The organism is Thermocoleostomius sinensis A174 (assembly GCF_026802175.1).
Taxonomy (GTDB): domain Bacteria; phylum Cyanobacteriota; class Cyanobacteriia; order Elainellales; family Elainellaceae; genus Thermocoleostomius; species Thermocoleostomius sinensis.
This window is the reverse complement of record NZ_CP113797.1, coordinates 4,341,521-4,359,346: the sequence shown is the minus strand read 5'-3', so window position 1 is coordinate 4,359,346 and position 17,826 is coordinate 4,341,521. Positions and strand designations below refer to the sequence as shown.

Annotated in this window: 15 protein-coding genes; 7 read left to right on the top strand and 8 right to left on the bottom strand. The window is 50.5% G+C overall.

Annotated elements, in window-relative coordinates; all coding sequences use genetic code 11:
- Nucleotides 1-414 (top strand): response regulator, encoded by a 414-nt coding sequence (locus OXH18_RS18855; RefSeq protein ID WP_268608897.1) that lies wholly within the window; start codon nucleotides 1-3, stop codon nucleotides 412-414.
- Between the two features lie 62 nt (nucleotides 415-476).
- On the opposite strand, the gene OXH18_RS18850 is transcribed toward OXH18_RS18855, so the two are convergent.
- The 5 genes from OXH18_RS18850 to OXH18_RS18830 all read right to left on the bottom strand — a co-directional run bounded on the left by OXH18_RS18850 (nucleotide 477) and on the right by OXH18_RS18830 (nucleotide 4,975).
- Nucleotides 477-689 carry an acetyltransferase gene (locus tag OXH18_RS18850; protein WP_268608895.1) on the bottom strand — a complete coding sequence of 71 codons (213 nt, stop codon included), beginning with the start codon at nucleotides 687-689 and terminating at the stop codon, nucleotides 477-479.
- Nucleotides 690-1,063: 374 nt separating this feature from the next.
- Nucleotides 1,064-2,701 carry a chaperonin GroEL gene (groL, locus tag OXH18_RS18845; protein WP_268608890.1) on the bottom strand — a complete coding sequence of 546 codons (1,638 nt, stop codon included), beginning with the start codon at nucleotides 2,699-2,701 and terminating at the stop codon, nucleotides 1,064-1,066.
- Between the two features lie 144 nt (nucleotides 2,702-2,845).
- A complete protein-coding gene (gene groES, locus OXH18_RS18840) occupies nucleotides 2,846-3,157 on the bottom strand; it encodes a co-chaperone GroES (protein WP_268608888.1) in 312 nt (103 codons plus the stop codon).
- Between the two features lie 245 nt (nucleotides 3,158-3,402).
- Nucleotides 3,403-4,434: a histone deacetylase family protein gene (locus OXH18_RS18835; protein ID WP_268608886.1), complete on the bottom strand. Its 1,032-nt coding sequence runs from the start codon at nucleotides 4,432-4,434 to the stop codon at nucleotides 3,403-3,405.
- A 46-nt stretch (nucleotides 4,435-4,480) separates the two neighbouring features.
- Nucleotides 4,481-4,975, bottom strand: a complete 495-nt coding sequence (locus OXH18_RS18830) for a peptidoglycan-binding domain-containing protein (RefSeq protein ID WP_268608884.1) — start codon at nucleotides 4,973-4,975, stop codon at nucleotides 4,481-4,483.
- A 275-nt stretch (nucleotides 4,976-5,250) separates the two neighbouring features.
- Here OXH18_RS18830 and OXH18_RS18825 point away from each other — a divergent pair, with 275 nt between their 5' ends.
- The 4 genes from OXH18_RS18825 to OXH18_RS18810 all read left to right on the top strand — a co-directional run bounded on the left by OXH18_RS18825 (nucleotide 5,251) and on the right by OXH18_RS18810 (nucleotide 11,057).
- Complete coding sequence (locus OXH18_RS18825) at nucleotides 5,251-5,979, top strand: hypothetical protein (RefSeq protein ID WP_268608882.1); 729 nt, start codon at nucleotides 5,251-5,253, stop codon at nucleotides 5,977-5,979.
- Between the two features lie 60 nt (nucleotides 5,980-6,039).
- Nucleotides 6,040-8,436: a potassium channel family protein gene (locus OXH18_RS18820; protein ID WP_268608880.1), complete on the top strand. Its 2,397-nt coding sequence runs from the start codon at nucleotides 6,040-6,042 to the stop codon at nucleotides 8,434-8,436.
- Between the two features lie 232 nt (nucleotides 8,437-8,668).
- The gene (locus OXH18_RS18815; protein WP_315874605.1) at nucleotides 8,669-9,220 is read left to right on the top strand and encodes a DUF2996 domain-containing protein; all 552 of its coding nucleotides are present in this window, start codon (nucleotides 8,669-8,671) and stop codon (nucleotides 9,218-9,220) included.
- A gap of 541 nt (nucleotides 9,221-9,761) precedes the next feature.
- Nucleotides 9,762-11,057 carry an ABC transporter substrate-binding protein gene (locus OXH18_RS18810; protein WP_268608878.1) on the top strand — a complete coding sequence of 432 codons (1,296 nt, stop codon included), beginning with the start codon at nucleotides 9,762-9,764 and terminating at the stop codon, nucleotides 11,055-11,057.
- A gap of 8 nt (nucleotides 11,058-11,065) precedes the next feature.
- Here OXH18_RS18810 and OXH18_RS18805 read toward each other — a convergent pair whose 3' ends face one another.
- Both OXH18_RS18805 and OXH18_RS18800 read right to left on the bottom strand, forming a co-directional pair.
- On the bottom strand, nucleotides 11,066-14,644 hold the full coding sequence (locus OXH18_RS18805) for a PAS domain S-box protein (RefSeq protein ID WP_268608876.1): 3,579 nt from the start codon (nucleotides 14,642-14,644) through the stop codon (nucleotides 11,066-11,068).
- A 93-nt stretch (nucleotides 14,645-14,737) separates the two neighbouring features.
- Nucleotides 14,738-15,181, bottom strand: coding sequence for a rhodanese-like domain-containing protein (locus OXH18_RS18800; protein WP_268608874.1), 444 nt, complete (start codon nucleotides 15,179-15,181; stop codon nucleotides 14,738-14,740).
- A 62-nt stretch (nucleotides 15,182-15,243) separates the two neighbouring features.
- Here OXH18_RS18800 and OXH18_RS18795 point away from each other — a divergent pair, with 62 nt between their 5' ends.
- Entirely contained in the window at nucleotides 15,244-15,933 is a 690-nt protein-coding gene (locus OXH18_RS18795; protein WP_268608872.1) for a DUF547 domain-containing protein, read from the top strand.
- Between the two features lie 20 nt (nucleotides 15,934-15,953).
- Here OXH18_RS18795 and OXH18_RS18790 read toward each other — a convergent pair whose 3' ends face one another.
- On the bottom strand, nucleotides 15,954-16,697 hold the full coding sequence (locus OXH18_RS18790; protein ID WP_268608870.1) for a TIGR04283 family arsenosugar biosynthesis glycosyltransferase: 744 nt from the start codon (nucleotides 16,695-16,697) through the stop codon (nucleotides 15,954-15,956).
- 112 nt (nucleotides 16,698-16,809) lie between these two features.
- Between OXH18_RS18790 and OXH18_RS18785 the strand changes: the two genes are divergently transcribed.
- Nucleotides 16,810-17,769: an ROK family protein gene (locus tag OXH18_RS18785; RefSeq protein WP_268608868.1), complete on the top strand. Its 960-nt coding sequence runs from the start codon at nucleotides 16,810-16,812 to the stop codon at nucleotides 17,767-17,769.
- Nucleotides 17,770-17,826 lie beyond the last annotated feature (57 nt).

Sequence of the window (17,826 nt, the reverse complement as noted above, 5' to 3'; positions counted from 1 at the left end):
ATGAGTGAGATTCGCACAGGTGACGATCCCATAAATAATCGCACAAATAAATGTATTTTGATTGTCGATGATGAAGACGATGCCCGGTCAATCGCTCAACTGGCACTGCAAATGCAAACTGATTGGACAATCTTACTAGCTGACTGTGGACAAGCAGCGCTGACGATTGCTGCCGAACAACAACCAGATGCAATTCTGCTAGACATGATGATGCCGAACATGGATGGCCGCACCACACTGCAAAATCTGAAAGCTGACTCCACAACACAATCGATTCCCGTAATCTTGGTGACAGCCAAAGTTCAATCGTCTGAGCACAATTTTCATGATTTAGACGTGGCTGCGGTCTTTGCTAAGCCATACCGGCCATTACAGTTGGCAAGTGAAATTACCAAAGCGCTGAGATGGGAATAGGGCATAGGTACAGTAGGTGGAGTCAGGACTGTTGGAAGTAGACACTTAGAGGAAACTGCTTATCAATCCTTGGTGCGATAGTCAGCATCTAACCAGCAACGAGGCAAATCTTCTCCAGATGGAAAGACTAGATCCGATTTAGCAAATTTCTCTGGATCTTGTTCTTCTTCCCCATCTTGAATCCGTCCTTGAATTGCATCTGTAAACGGATCAATTAACTCTTTTACCTCTAGAACTTCTACTAAGACACCAGTTTGCTTATGTTGTAAAAACATATTGTTCTCTGACAATAACAGGTCTAATTGCTTATTAATGTTTCAAATTTTCAACTAAGGTACATCCCTCTAGAGTCATACAATGTAATGCATCCCTAGAACTGGACAGAGAGGAGAGAGTAAACTTGAGTCCAAATGAGGGAGCAAAACTATGGCAGCCAAACAGCATAAATACACCGCCCAATTCAAGGCAAAAGTGGTGCTGGAAGTATTGCGCTATGTCTCTTATCCGTTCTATGTTGTAGCTCCCTTGTCACCCTCACAGCTAGCCTCAGTAATAAATAAAAGGGACGATCGCCCAAACTGAACGATCGTCTCCTGTTGAGGTTACTAAGAACGGAGGCAGGTAAAATCCCTAACCCCCAGTTCCCAGCTTAGTAGTCAAAGTCGCCGCCCATGCCAGCGCCTGCACCCGCCGCCGCCGTATCCTTCGGTTCCGGCTTATCCACAACGATGCACTCGGTGGTTAGTACCATGCCCGCGATCGAAGCCGCGTTTTGCAGCGCCGAACGGGTTACTTTCGCAGGGTCAACAATACCCGCTTGGAACATGTCTACGAACTCATCGGTAGCGGCGTTGTAGCCCACATTGAACTCTTTCTCTTTCACGCGCTCAGCGATTACCGCACCATTTTGACCCGCATTCTCAGCAATGCGCTTCAGCGGAGCCGTCAATGCCCGAGCCACGATCGTAGCACCAATCAACTCTTCGCCAGAGAGATGACTCTTTGCCCACTCTTCCAAGCTAGGAGACAAATGAGCCAAGGTCGTACCACCACCGGGAACAATGCCTTCTTCAACAGCCGCTTTGGTCGCGTTGATGGCATCTTCTAAGCGTAACTTGCGATCCTTCATTTCAGTTTCAGTTGCCGCACCTACTTTCACCACCGCGACACCACCAGAGAGCTTCGCCAAGCGCTCTTGCAGTTTTTCTTTGTCATAGGAAGAATCGGTTTCGTCCATTTGACGACGAATCTGCTCGCAACGAGCCTTCACCGCGACTTCATTGCCTTCCGCCACGATCGTGGTGTTGTCTTTAGTGATAGTGACACGACGTGCCTTGCCTAACATATCGAGCTTAACGTTGTCCAGCTTTAGACCTGCGTCTTCGGTGATCACCTGACCGCCCGTGAGTACGGCAATGTCTTCCAGCATGGCCTTACGACGATCGCCAAAGCCAGGAGCCTTCACAGCCGCTACGTTCAGCACACCCCGCAAGCGATTGACCACCAAGGTTGCCAACGCTTCTTTCTCGATATCTTCCGCAATAATGAGCAGCGGGCGACCAGAGCGGGCCACTTGCTCCAGAACGGGCACCAAGTCTTGCACCAACGTGATTTTCTTGTCGGTCAGCAGCAGGAAAGGCTCATCCAAGACGGCTTCCATGCGCTCGGTGTCGGTGGCAAAGTAAGGAGAAATGTAGCCTTTGTCGAAGCGCATCCCTTCGGTGACTTCCAGTTCCGTCGTCATGGATTTGCCTTCTTCCAGAGAGATGACGCCTTCGCGACCTACCTTCTCCATCGCTTCAGCAATCATCGCACCAACTTCGTCATCATTACCCGCCGAAATAGAACCCACTTGCGCGATCGCCTTAGAGTCTTCCACCGGACGAGCATGCTCCGCAATCTTGTCCACTAGGAAGCCTGTTGCCTTATCAATGCCGCGCTTCAGAGAAATCGCGTTAGCGCCGGCCGCCACATTGCGCAGCCCTTCCTTCACCATGGCGTGAGCCAGAACGGTGGCAGTCGTGGTACCATCACCAGCCGCATCATTGGTTTTCGAAGCAGCTTGACGAATCAACGAGACGCCAGTGTTCTCGATGTGATCTTCTAGCTCAATCTCTTTAGCAATGGTGACACCATCATTCACGATCTGCGGTGCACCAAACTTTTTCTCTAGTACCACATTGCGACCTTTCGGACCGAGTGTGACCGCAACCGCTTCAGCCAGAATGTCGATTCCTTTTTCCAGAGCACGACGAGCGTTTTCGTTGTAAATAATGCGCTTTGCCATAGTGGTTCAATTTGCAGTGAGTAGTAGAAACAACAAGGAGTACAGAATAGGAAATGGGTAATAGGTAATAGGTGAAGAGATAAAGCAGAGATAAAGAAATATCGCGATTACCAATTACCGTTTACCGATTACCAAATCAAGCGACTAGGAAACGATCGCCAAAATGTCTTTCTCAGACAACAAAACATACTCTTCCGAACCAAGTTTGATATCAGTTCCGGCATACTTGGAGTACAGCACTTTGTCTCCAACTTTGACTTCGAGTTCCTGACGAGACCCGTCATCGTTGCGCTTACCAGGACCTACTTGCACCACTTCACCCACTTGAGGCTTCTCCTTGGCTGTGTCGGGTAGGAAAATACCACCAGCGGTTTTTTCCTCAGAAGCGCTCACCTTAACAAATACACGCTCACCTAACGGCTTAACGGTGGACACGCTCAGAGATACTGCTGCCATAATTCAACTCTCCAGAACTATTACTCCAGAACGATCGAGAATAAATCGGGTTAGTTCACCAGCACAATGCCAGCCCCATCAAGGAACTGGTATATAAGCTGCGACTTATTCAAACGCTTTAAGCTAGAGACTAATGTTAGCACTCTCCGCTTCTGAGTGCTAATTTAGCGAACGATGACTAGAACTGCAAGCGATCGCCCCCCTGCTTCAGAGTACGGGTTCCCGAACCTATGCTCGATTCTCCTTCATCCTTCCTCTACTCCTTGCAAAAAGTTCCCTACATTTACTCCGATCGCTTCCAACGCATAGCCACCTTCCATCACAATTAATGTGGGTTTGTTCAACCGGGCGATCGCCTGTCCCATTGCGTGAAAATCATGACTTTGCAGACGAAAACTGGAGATTGGATCGGCTTCGTAGGTATCTACTCCCAGTGACACAACTACTGCATCGGGGGCATAGTGGCGAATTGTGTTCAGCGCTTGTTCTAGGGGTTCGGCATAAGCTTTCCAGTCGGTTCCCAAGGGCAAGGGATAGTTGCGGGTGAAGCCCTCCCCAACACCAGCGCCAGTTTCATCCTCAAAACCCAAGAAGTATGGGTAAGAGTGGCTGGGGTGGGCGTGAATGGAAACAAATAGCACATCTGATCGATCGTAGAAAATCGCTTGCGTGCCATTACCGTGATGATAATCCACGTCGAATATCGCTACTCGTTCGGCTCCAGCATCCAGCAACGCTTGGGCGGCAATTGCAGCATTGTTGAGAAAGCAGTAGCCCCCATAGAGATCACGGGCGGCATGATGCCCTGGCGGCCGACATAAGCTAAACACCGATCGCTCACCCTGCACCAACCAGTCTTGCCCGGTGAGTGCAACTTGTGCTGAGGCCATAGCTGCTTGCCACGTGCCGGCAATGATAGGTGTGCCGGCATCAAACGAGTAATAACTGAGCTTGCCTTCAATAGTTTCGGGAATGCGATCGTGCCGCATCGTACGTGTGGCCCAGTTCAGCGGCAGAGCATCAAACTCGCCATGAGCCGCCAACCATTCTGACCAAGCTGACTGCAAAAACGAGACAAAGCCGCGATCGTGAACTCGCAAAATGGGGGCTAGACCAAAATCCTTGGGGGGCAGCACCATCCCCAGATCAGCCTGTTGGATCTGGGACAGAATGCGATCGGCTCGCTTGGGATTTTCATAAGGAGCCACCAACTGACCGTCTGTTAATTCTACGTGGGCGTCTTGGTGACGATGATCGGGGCTGTAGATAGTCAGCATGAGAGGGCATCATGAGGGAGCAGGCTGGAAGGAACTTGGAACACCATTATCGTTTACGCTTGCGTAGAAGATCGTTTTTCCCAGCTAACAGTGCCCACATTACCGGACGTACAATGCCGTCGGGGAGGAGATGATGCTGGGATTGAAACGACATCACCGCACTATTGGTTTCGGCAGCAAACACTCCATCGCGTTTAATGCCGTAACCTTGAACTTGCAACAATCCTTGCAATTCATAAACATCTGCACCCGACAAGCCTTGGCGAAGAATGCGTGTCCCTGGTTTCACCGTCCGTTTCAACGCTGTCCAAGTTTCTTGCCCAACTACCCCATCTACTCGTAGCCCATGTTGACGTTGATAACTTTTGACAGCCGCTTCAGTTTTCCAATCAAAGTCGCTGTTGAGTGGAACCTTGAACCCATGCGCCACAAGCAATTCTTGGAGTTCTAGCACTGCTGGTTTGACATCCCAGGGCAATAGGTCGGGGCCGGGTGTGACAGCAGTATCAGGAATAACCATCGCTTCCTGAAACCTATTCATACAATGCAGTTTCTCTTGAGTAATGCAGAGGGAATATGCCTTTGATTATCGCTCTAAACCCACTCAGTTGAATCAGATTAATGATCTTTGACCACCACAAGCCTGCCGTGGGCCCACAACAGTCATGGCAATTCACATACATTTGCCCAAGAGCCGATTTGAGGATTAGCCTTCAGTTTCTCCGGTTATGGATGGTTTCTAACGGAATTTTAGGAGGGAGCTAGTTTTCTACCTCTCTCTATTCTCATTGCTGCCTTCCGTTTCTGTTAATTTCCATGAAACTTGCAAATCCTCTCCGTTCTCCCTTATCAATTGTTGTTGCTGGAGTGGCACTAATTGCCGGAGTGCGATTGGCTAGAATTCCGATCGCCGTGATGATACCCGTTTCAGCCGCTATGGCCACGGCTGGGGCAACCCTGCGCCGATCGCAAGAACCCAAAAGCCTCAATTTGAACGATCCAGCCTTGGAAGCTGAACTGTTGATGGTGCATCGGCAAGCGCAAGTGCTGGCAGACGGCGCCAGTCATTTACGCAAAGAAGCGCATCACGTTTTAACCGAATCGGCAGTGGCGGATGTACTAGTTACCATTCAGCGCGTCTGCGATCGCGCGATGGAACTGCCTGCCAAAATAGATCAGTTGGCACAGCGAATGCAAGGTAACAGCGTGCCACTGTCGATTGCTGAGATTCAAGCGCAGCTAGCCGAATTAGAGACAAACCAACAAACAGGTAGCGATGGGGAAGCCGCTCGGTTGGGAAAAATTGCCGAGAATCTTCAGCGCGCTCTGCAATTGACTCAAGAAGGACAAGATGCTCGACATGTGCAAGTGGCGAGCCTGTCTGCTTTGATTCTAGAGTTTTTGGGGGTACTACAAGAGACCCAAACCAAGCTGCGATCGAACAAAGTATCTACAGGATCGGCAGAATCACAAGTCTTGGAGTTGCGATCATTAACTGAAGAACTGGACGTTTTTCAGGAGAATGTCGATCGATTGGTGAAGTAGGGAATTCCTGTAGAGTAAATCTTGGGTATCTCTGAATGCAGCCACCCTGTCTCAGTCACAATGTCTCAATCTGAGTCTCAACCTAACGTGATCGAACTAGCCAGAACCGGAGATGCAACGGCGATCGCCACGGTGCTCAGTGCGGCGCTTGGTTTTCCGGCTCAAGCGGTCAAGGTAGATTGGCATGGCGGACATCTCAACATTCGGTTGATCAGCGAGCAGTTTGCCGACGATTCAGACAAATCTCAATGGATGGCAACGGTACAGCAACAGATGCGGTGGCTTGACGTAAACTCGGTGAGCCTGATCAAGCTGTATGCCTACCGTCCCCAGCAGCCAGCCCCTGTGTGGGGTGATGTGATCGATTTAACAGCGGGGTATTCAGCCTTTGCCCGCACCCCCGATCAGATGGATACGCTGCTGCTGTCGGCCAATACAGTCGATCGGTTTTTGGTTTGCGGATTGGGTAGCCTGGGGCAGTATTGTGTGCTGAATTTGAAGCGGTTTGCCATGGGCAAAGCAGAAATTCATGTTACGGCGATCGATCGGGTAGAGCCAGATGAATGGGAAGTGCAAGATTTGCCCAATTTGCTGGCAGCCGCGCCGATTATTGGCGATTGCCGCGATGATGCCGTATTGCTGCGGGGCAATATTCAGCAGTGTCGCACTGTGTTGATTGTAACTAGTAACGAAAGCGTCAATGTCGAAACGGCGATCGCCGCCCGCCGTCTCAATCCGACAGTTCGGATTATCATGCGATCGTCTCGGCACAACTTAAATCAACTACTAAAGCAACAATTGGGCGATTTTGTCGCCTTCGAGCCAACGGAACTTCCAGCCCCAGCGTTTGCATTGGCAGGTTTGCAAGAAGGCATGTTGGGGGTGTTCAATGTGGGCGATTATCGTTTTCAGGTGGTTGAACATACGGTACTGCCGAGAGATCGATTCGATGGATTTTCGGCCGTTTCTCTGCATAAGCGCACCTATCGCCTGCTCAGCTATGCCCCTGCCCATTCAACCGAACATCTGAAGCGGGCCTTTTACCAATGGAAAACGGATACGAAACTGCAAGTGGGCGATCGCATTGCCTATGTTGAAATGGTCGGACGCAGCACAGACGAAGCACAGCCGGAGGATGTACCGCGTTGGCAGCAGTTGTGGCAAGGGGTGAAAAGCACAGTCGGACGCGGTTGGCAACACAACTGGCGACAGTTTGGGCAATGGCTACAAGCTCAACGCATTCGTCAAGTGATAGCGATCGGCTTGGGAGTGGCCCTGTTGCTGTGGGCAGGAGGAACCTTGTTGCTAAAATCCACGCTGGATTTGTCTTGGCAACTGGCCCTGTCAACGGCGTTTATTTTGCTGTTGGGAGGCTATGGCGATGTGTTTGGCGGACTCGACCCGATTGATGTGCCGGGCTGGGTACAGTTTTTGTGCGGATTAATTTCCCTAGCTAGCATTGCGTCAGTGTTAGGGGTGTTGGGCTTAATTACTGATAATTTGCTCAGTTCACGCTTTGAGTTTTTCAAACGTCGCCCCACCATTCCCAAGCAAAATCATATTGTCGTGGTCGGGTTTGGTCGCATTGGGCAGCGAGTGGCGGCTCTGTTGCGCGAATTGAAACAGCCGATTGTGGTGATTACCGAACGTCCAGAAGCAGCCCCGCTGTTGCCTAAAGTGCCCGTGGTCATGGGAGATGTAATCACCGCCCTACCCAAGGTAAATCTAGCCACCGCCAAAAGTGTGATTGTGCTGACCGATGATCAGATGCTCAATTTGGAAGTGGCGCTAATGGCCCGCAGTGCAGCCCAGCAACTCAATCGATCGATCGATCTGGTGATTCGCACCTACGACCAACGATTTCGAGATAATTTGAATACTTTTCTACCCGACGCCAAAGCCCTGGCTGCTTATGAACTAGCGGCTGAGGCCTTTGCTGGAGCAGCATTTGGTGAAAATATTCTGGGATTGTTTCGCCTCAACGACCAAACCATTCTGGTGACGGAATACCAAATTACGGAAGGCGATACCCTGATCCATAAATCGCTGTTTCAAATTGCTTACGGCTACGGTGTGATTCCCATTTTTCACCAACGGGCAAATCAAGCCACTGAAGAGCACATGGAAAGTCTTTTGCCAACTGATGAGCGCCAGTTGTACGAGGGCGATCGATTAGTGGTACTTTCGTCGATCAACGGGTTGCGCCGCATTGAGCATGGAGAACTGGTTCCTCCACGTCGCTGGCGGCTGAATGCCCAGAAACCTCTAAATCCTACCTTTTTGTATTACTGCGGCAATGATTTAGCCCGCATTTCCGGCTGTGGACTAGAGGAAGCCAGAGCGTTCATGAACCGGCTACCCGGTACGATCGAACTGTGGATGTATGATTATCAAGCCCATCAATTGGTGCAGGAACTCAGCCGCAAGTTGCCCATGTGGTGGGAATTGGTAGAGTAGCGGTTGGGAATTAAGGGTGGAGGCTAGAACTTTTGAAATTTCGATCAAAATATTGACGACGAGTGGGAAAAATCCAGTTGTCAACCTGTTACAGAGCGTGAAGACCGATTAGTATAAGACATAGCGGCAGTGCAGCAGGTGTAACGGGTCGTTCCAAATCGAGGGGCTGCTATTGTTACCATAAACTGCCTACTGCGATCGCAGATGAACGAGTGTTGAAGTGAGGGAAGCCATGTCAGAAGAAACTAATCCCAAATCGTCGGAAACGGAAACAGAAGCTCCTGACGGACAGCCTGCTGAAGGCACCGACCAAGCCTCTAACACAGAGACAAAAGCTTCCGAAGCCGCCAAAGCCGCCAGTGGGGATGGCGAGGCAAAACCCGCTGCCAAAGCAAAGAAGGAAAAGCCACCCGCTTTGGAAGACAAGCCGTTTGAAGAATTTATTACGCAACATTATTTGCCCGGACTCACCGAAACGCTGGGCAAGGTCGGAATTCATGACCTCGATTTGAAGTTCGAGCAAGCCAAGTTGCCGATCGCTGGATTAGGAGACTCGGAGTGTTGGCAGGTGATTGGTCGTTGGCAGAATGGACAGCGCCAATTCCATGTTATCTTTGCCAAAGACAGCATCCAGGGTCCCAAATATTTTTGCTATGCCGACAACGGCGCACAACCGAGCACCCTCGAATCATTTATGATTGATGAGCGCAAAGTGAATCTTGATTTACTGTTGCTTTACACTGTGCAACGACTGAATGGGCAGAAGTGGCTGGTGCGCAATTAATTGCAGCGTGAGTGACAACCGATGGGGTACGGCTCTAGATCGCGTTAGTTCAGATCGCGCTAGTTCATTGTGAAAATATTGGGGCTACTGCTTGAATCAATTCAAGTTGAATGGAAGGGACTAGGCGATCGGTCTGCGAGTTGGAGACTTGGCTCGCTTTTGTTGTCGTTGTAGCCACTAGTGTAACCACCGTTAAAATGGCCGTAATCAGGGCTTTCCAGTGAAGAGCGGAGGAATCTACAGGTGTCATCTGGCTTGAACAACTCACGTGAACACGACGGTGAACAAATAAGGAAAAACCAACGTAAAAATTAGGCGCTTCACCTGAGATCAGGGTAGCAAGTAGGTGGCAAGTATATGTTGCTATTGATGCGCTTGCCATCGATACCACGATCGCAGGTGTAGTTCCTAGAAGCATCATGTCATAGGCAAGTCAGAATTCTATTAAAAACAGCCCCATCTTTACTGGGGAATTACGTTGCAACGACGAAGTTAAAGCTGCGATTAACCTGGCGCTTGATTAGTACGATCGAATCGACACATGGCTGAATGCTGGGGCGCATGGCCGCACAGAAAATGGTTCTATCTGGCAATCACAGTTTTGTTAACTGCACTATTCGTCGTGGGCTGTCAAATCTTTTCACCGAACCGGGGTGAATCCGATCGAGTTGTCCTTAAGCTTAGTGGCTGGGGGGCAAGTCCCGCAGAGCAACAAATTTTGCAGCAGGTTTTGCAGGAATTTCGAGACACACATCCCCAGCTTGATGTACGGTTTGAGGTGATTGCCGATCAGTACATGGATGTGCTCACCACTCGCTTGATTGGGGACGCGGCGGCTGACGTATTCTATCTACAGGCCCTCGAAGCTCCCTTCTTCATGGCAAATCATGTGCTAGAGCCACTCGATCGCTACATTACTCCAGAGTTTGACCTGGCCGACTTTGAACCCAATTTACTAGAACCGTTTCAATATCGAGGGCAACTCTACGGATTGCCCAAAGATTTTTCAACGCTTGCCCTTTTCTATAATCGTTCGGCTTTAGCAGCGGCTGGGCTAGAGACTCCGCCGACGACATGGGCAGAACTGGTAGACTATGCTCGGCAACTAACAATTGACACAAATCAAGACGGCCGTCCAGAACAGTATGGGCTGGGCATTTTGCCCGACCTAGCACGATTAGTCTACATGATGACGGCGTTTGGCGGCGAGATTGTCGATGCTAATGGCTATGCCACGTTTGCTTCAGACCGCAGTCTCCAAGGATTGGAATTACTGGTGAATCAATACCTTCACGATCGCACCGCTGTCCAGCCACTGGATGTGGGAACCAATTCGGGAACGGAGATGTTTGGTCAAGGTAAAGTGGCAATGGTGATCGAAGGGAACTGGGCTATTCCCTATCTGGCAGATACGTTTCCAGAGTTGGAGTATGCGACGGCTGAAGTCCCCCAGATTAACGATCAACCGGGCACAATGGCCTACCCGGTGGCGTATGTGATGAATCGCCAATCAACGCATAAATCGGAAGCCTGGGAACTGATTGCCTATTTAACGGGTAAAGCAGGGATGCAGCGCTGGACGAGTGGGGGGGCTGCTTTGCCGACTCGGCGATCGGTGGCGGAACAGCTTGCTTACGATCGCGATCCATTACGAGCGCCATTTATTGCTGGAGCCAACTACGCCACGATTTGGCAAGCTGGCAACTATCCTACCCCGGTCATGCATAGCTTTAATAACCAATTCATCAGTGTGTTGCTGGGCGAACAACCGCTGCAACTGGCAATGGAACGGGCCCAAGCGGCAGCCAACCAACAAATTCGTGCAGCGCTAGAGTAGCTGTACAATTACTTGCTCCTCACCAGCGCGACGATCGTTTCAACTAACTGGGTGGGTTCTACGGGTTTGCTGAGGTGACACTGAAACCCTGAATCAAGCGCTTTCTGTTGGTTGATTTCTCCAGCATAAGCCGTGAGGGCGATCGCCAGAATAGCTGTGCCTTGATTTGCTTCGCGTTGGCGCAGTTGCCGAATGAGCATGTAGCCATCCACTTCCGGCATACCAATATCACTAATCAGCACATCTGGTCTCAGTGTTGTCAAGGATTGCATCGCATCTAACGCCGACGCTACCGCCGTAACCGTTGCGCCAAACTGTTCTAAAACGAACCGGAGATACTCAAGACTATCGGTTTCATCATCGACAATCAAAATGCTTAGTCCGTTCAACGGCAGAGGCAGGATAGATTGAGAGACTTCAGGCGTGCTGGTTGGGTTGGCATCCGACGAAGATGCTTGTAACCCAGTGGCATCGATTGGTTGGGGATTGGGATGGAGTAACAGCGGTAGCCGTACCACGAAGGTAGCACCTTGTCCTTCTCCAGGACTAGCAGCGGCAATCACCCCCCCATGCAGTTCGACGATGTGACGCGCGATCGCCAAGCCCAGTCCCAATCCTCCAAACTTGCGAGTTGTCGCACTGTCTGCTTGGCGGAAATACTCGAACAGGTAGGGTAAAAATTCAGGATCAATGCCTTGTCCAGTATCCGTGACGCGAATTTGCGCATAGTGGGGAATAGGGAGTGGGGAGTGGGGGTGAGGAGAGGCGGCAGTATATTCTCGTTGATTGCCAACAACTTCCTCGAGTCGCACCTCTACTCGCCCACCCGGTGGAGTGAATTTCACTGCATTGGACAGCAAATTCCAGATTACTTGCTGCAACCGATCAGGATCACCAGACACCGTGCCAGCCATAGCATCGATATGGGTGTGAATCTGAATGGCCTTTGTGTTGGCAGCCAACCAAACCGTCTCGATCGCCGCAGATATGATCACACTGAGGTCCACCGGCCGATTTTCCAAGCGCAGTTTGCCGCGCAGAATCCGGGAAATATCCAGCAGATCTTCAATTAACTGGGTTTGCAGTTTGGCATTGCGCTCAATAGTCTCTAGGGCCCGTGCTGTAGTTGCTGCATCATACTGGCGCGATCGCAACAGCTTCGACCAGCCCAGAATCGAATTCAGGGGTGTGCGCAATTCATGAGACAACACAGCCAAAAATTCATCCTTGATTCGATTAGCGGCTTGGGCTTCTTCGCGAGAGGCTTCTGCGGCCGATCGGGCTTGATGTTCGGCTTCATATAACCGTGCCTTTTCAATCACCCCCGATGCCATCTGCGCTAGCTGCACCAAAATGGCTTCATCGGTCTCGGTAAAGTCTCCTTCATATTTGTCTGAAAGTTGAATCAAACCAATGTTCTGTCCGTCTTGAGCCACTAGGGGAGCCGCTAGCCAGCCTCGCATAGGGGGATGTTTGTCTGCCGCTTGACCAAAGCCTTTCCAGCGGGGATGGGCTTCCAGTTCAGCTTGCGTCATCCGCATCGGGCGATTCAAGTGACACACACAGGCATAGATCCCTGAACCGTCGGGTTTTTCGTTATACTCTCTCCACGCTGCATACTTATCTGACAAATAGATAGACGAAATCGACTGGGACCAGTTTTGATCGACCGTGATGCTAGTGACAGACTGATGCGCACCAATAATTGCAGCGGCTTGATTCGTAATGACTTGTAGCACCTGTTCAACTGAAAGCGCCGCATTGATTGCTAGCGCGGCTGTGGTCAATCCCTGTAGTTGATTGACATAATGGTGTTCGCGAGCGAGAAGTTGTTCGCGTTCTAGTTCGGCTCGTTTGCGCTCGGTAATGTCTAAGGCAATGCCGCTCATGCGCGTTGGTCGATGGTTAGCATCATAGAAGGTTTGCCCAATGGCTGTAAGCCAGCGTTCGCCATGAATGGGATGCACAACCCGAAATTCAACATTGAGATCGCGTTGATGTTCCAGCGCCTCACGAGTGATGCGATCGACCCGATCTCGATCGGATGAAGCGATCGAGGACAGCCAGTTCTCATAGGAAGGCTGAGTAGTATGTGGATTGAGACCATAAAGCGCATAGTACTCTTGTGACCAAGTCACTTGGTTCGTCACAACATCCCAATCCCAGACCCCAGCTTTGGCGGCCTGTTGAGCAAATCGCAACCGTTGTTCACTGTTGCGCAGGGCTAACTCGGCTTGTCGGTGGGGGCTGATATCACTCACGAATGCCACAAAGCCTTCTACAACTCCCTGCGCATTTAACCGGGGAATGTACATGCCATTGACATAGCGCGTTCCGGCGTGCTGATAGGGCACCTCTCCTTCAAACGTCACTTGTTGCCCAGACAAGGCTTGCTCGACATAGGGCTGAATCGTTTGATAGGCCGTCTCACCCAGCACCTCCCAGAGCGTTTTGCCATATACCTCAGCCGCCGGACAGCCAAACCACTCTTCATAGGCACGATTATTGAAGCGATAGCGTTGCTCTGTGTCTACAAAGGCAATCAGCACTGGAACAGAATTGGTAATTAAACTCAGTTCAGCTTCCCGTCGTTGCAATTCAGCTTCTATTTGTTTCCGTTCAGTAATGTCGCGCCAACAGTTGATTGCCCCAATGATTTCGCCTTGTGTATTGCGAACGGGTGCCACGTTTGCGTTGACAATAATGCGAGTTCCATCCGGGCGTTCAACAATACATTCTTCATCGCGAATTGTTTCCCCATAGTGCGTAGCTCGATACAGAGGCAGTTGTTCCGGCGTGTGGCGCGTAACGCCATCAGGCAGAAACAACCCATAGGCCTCAACGTGTTCTCCAGACGCCATCCCAATCAACACGTCTTCCGATCGCCCCAGCCATTCTTGGGCCAATTTACTATTAGCAATCAACGGAAAATCTGGTGGGCCACCTGCAACCGTAATTCCTTCAGGGACATGTTCTAGCAGCAGATGTAACAGCGTTTGGGCAGACTCAGCCGCTTGACGAGCTTGATGGTTATACAGGGCTGCCGCTGTAAAATCAGCCAGACTACTCATGACCCGTGCATCGTCGGCATCAAACTGGCACTGAGGATCATGCGAAACGATCCAGATGACACCCAAGGCTTGACTAGCAACCATCAGTGGGATGGTTAAGGCTTCAACGATCGGCGGTTCAATGGAAGCGAGAGTGGTAAAGTATCGGTCGGGATAGGAGTAAAGCTGGGGAGATCGCCGATCTAAACAAATGCCACATGGGCTAGATTGACGGGGGATGGTTCCCTGCTCATAGTGCTCTAATTCACCCGCCAACGCCACCCATCGAAAGCGTTCTTCCCCGCTTGTTGTTTTCTCTAGCAAACTAACTCCAGCCGTTCCAGCCTGGCACAAATCTTTGGCGATCGTTACCAGCGTTTTCAGCATCGTTTGGGGGTGTTCCACCAGTTGTCGGGCCAGCGTGCGCAACGCTGCATTTTCTGCCTTCAGTTTGGCAGTGGGTGACGACACCTGTAAATTAGCGCGACGGGACAATTCATCGGTGATGAGAATATCCTCTAAACTAACTTGTCCCATCTTGATCACTTTCTTTTATTCCCATAGATAGAAGGATAGGTTAGGCAGACCGGTTGTAGCCCTATACTCAAGGCAGATTTTAGGCAGTTGATTTCAAGGTTTGTCTAGCAGCCATTGCCAGTACTGGTTGTAGGGATGAACGGTTTGTACTCGTCGATCGGCTTGGTACAGCGGGCGATGTTCATTGGCCCATTGAAAAATCGAGCCTTCCAAGTTAAACACCTGTGAATATCCCTGTTGCTGTAGCTGCTGAGTCACTTGTGCCGATCGATACCCCACCGAACAATAAACGACGATCGGGGTTTGCTTGGGTGGGACGGCTTCTAGATGAGTTTGCCAGTCGGCGGTGACAAGTTGAGCCTGAGCAAGATGGCTAACGTGATATTCTTCTGGTGTGCGGGCATCCAGCAGCAGCGGCGGAGAGGGTTGCTCTAACCAAGCGGCTAGCTCTTGGGTGGATAGGAACTGAACCGTGGGAAACCGCCAGCGGATGAGTTGTTTGACAATTGCCCAAGCGAGGGGTTTTAGCGGAGACATGAATGGGTGGATGAGTGGGTGGGCTAATAGGGGTATAGGGAAGTGGCAAGCGAGTTTTGCTGATGTTTGAACCGTGGAATTGCTTATTACAAAAGTATGTGAATGATCAAGGGCGGGTGGACTATCGCCGTTGGCAAACGTCTGGGTATCGGGATCTTTGGGAATGGCTCGATGACCTCAGTTCTGTCAATCTAACGGCACTAACACCCAAGCAACAACTATCGCTGTGGTTGAATTTATATAATGCCCTCACGATTCATCAGGTTTTACAACGCTACCCAATTCGATCGATTCTTCCTAGTGTGCTGGGAATTCCCAATTGGCTGCAATTTTTTCTGTTTTTTCAGCGTCCTGTCTATCGTTTGCAGGGTGAAGGCTATAGTTTAAATCGTATTGAGCATGGCATCTTGCGATCGCAGTTTCAAGAGCCGCGTATTCATTTTGCCCTGGTTTGTGCATCAGTGGGATGTCCGTTGTTGCGCAATCAAGCTTATTTTCCTGATATCGTTTTTGATCAACTGGAAGATGACGCACAGCGGTTCATCAGGAATCCTAATAAAGTGATGTTCGATCCGCAAACAGAAACGCTGTATTGCAGCAAAATTTTCAAATGGTACAAAGCTGATTTTTTCAATGCGGCATCCTCAATTTCCAACTATATTGAACCGTACCTTCAAACATCTTTACCTGCCTCTCCATCCATTCATTACCTTCCCTATGATTGGAGCTTGAATGCGATCGATTCAAAGTAATTTATTAAACTTGATCTAACTTAGCGAATCTCTTCATAGAACCGTTTTAGGTACGTTGCTGATACACCCATTCCCCACAAAAACCCAATCAACAAGTAAACAACATTGGCTTTCAGCACTCCCCACGTAGCGACCCGACGATCGGAGGATTGCACCACTCGGTTCACTAGGTAAATGCGACCATAGCGCGTTAACTTTAAGCACAGATCCGCTTCTTCCATGATGGGTAAGGCTGGATCAAAGCCCTGACAATTCCAGAAATCTGTTCGCCGACAAAACATCACCTGATCGCCAAACAAGAGCCGCAATCCTTTGCCAAAAAAGAGATGGGGACGAAATATCAAAGGCGCATAGTAGGTTTTTAAATAATTGTGCAGCGAAATTCCCCAGCGGGTTTGGTCTCTTCCAGCCATCAACGAGATAAAGCCACCACAGGCGATCGTTGGAGTCTTCAGGGTAGTTTCCATCACTGTGATTGCATCATCAGGAATTAGCGTATCGGCATGAAGAAAGCAGAGGATTTCTCCGGTTGCGGCCGCTGCCCCTTGATTCATTTGAATTGATCGCCCTGCTGCCGAGTGAACGATCGTTGCGTTAGCAGCTTCAGCAATAGCGACGGTATCGTCATGGCTGCCGCCATCTACCACAATAATTTCCTTGGCCGGTGGATTCAGCCACGCTAAGTGCCGCAAGGTGCGATCGATGCACGTCGCCTCGTTGAGGGTGGGAATCACGATCGAGACATTAGAAGAACTAGATACCACAACTCATTCGTTTACCATTCGTCCCATCTATTCTGGCGCATCTCGCGATACCCTTGTATGGCGCTGCATTGCTTGAAATCATGAAAAGAAATACGAAACAAGGATAGATACTATGCCTGACACTGATAAGCCTGACACTGATAAGCTTGACATCGATCGCTTGCACTCCGCAGCGGTGATCGGAGTTGACTTAGGTGGCAGTGCCATTAAGCTCGGACGGTTTGACTGGAAAGGGCACTGTCTGGAGGCGCTGACGGTTCCTACTCCCCAACCTGCCTATCCAGAAGCCGTATTAGCCACCATGGTAGAGGCCATTCATCAACTAGATCAGGCTGGAACCTGTGTGGCGATCGGAGTCGGGACGCCAGGGCCCGCTGATGCCGCAGGTCGCATTGCCAGGGTTGCGATTAACCTAGAAGGCTGGCAGGATATTCCCTTAGCTGACTGGTTGGAAGCTGAAACTGGACGCCCCACGATTCTTGCTAACGATGCGAACTGTGCTGGGCTGGGGGAATATTGGTTGGGGGCAGGGCGAACCTTTCGAGATGTTATTGTACTGACGTTGGGGACAGGCGTGGGAGGAGCCGTGATCCTCAATGGAGAGCTATTTGTGGGGCGCGATGGCTCAGCCGGAGAATTGGGGCTAATTACCCTCAATCCAGACGGTCCCGACTGCAACAGCGGCAATCAAGGATCGCTAGAGCAATATACTTGCATTCGGGCAATTCGACGCCGCACTGGACTAGAACCAGAGGAACTAGGGGCACGGGCCAAGGCTGGAGATGCAGCCGCGATCGCCTTTTGGCAAAGCTACGGTCGAGACTTGGGGGCTGGGTTAGCGAGTTTGGTATATGTGTTGACACCAGAGGCCATCATCATTGGTGGCGGGGTCAGTGCCAGCGCCGAATTTTTCTTTCCCGCGGTGCAAGCCGAACTCGAGCGCCGTGTTTTGCCAAGCTCACGTCCTGGTTTGCAGCTTCTTAAAGCCGAGTTGGGCAACCAAGCTGGTATGGTAGGAGCCGCTAAGCTGGCCTGGCAAAAGCTGCTAGCTCAGGCCGATCGATCCCACTGATGCACTCGGAGAACTGGCACAAGCCACCGTTAGCACCAGTTTTCGCAGCTTAGGATT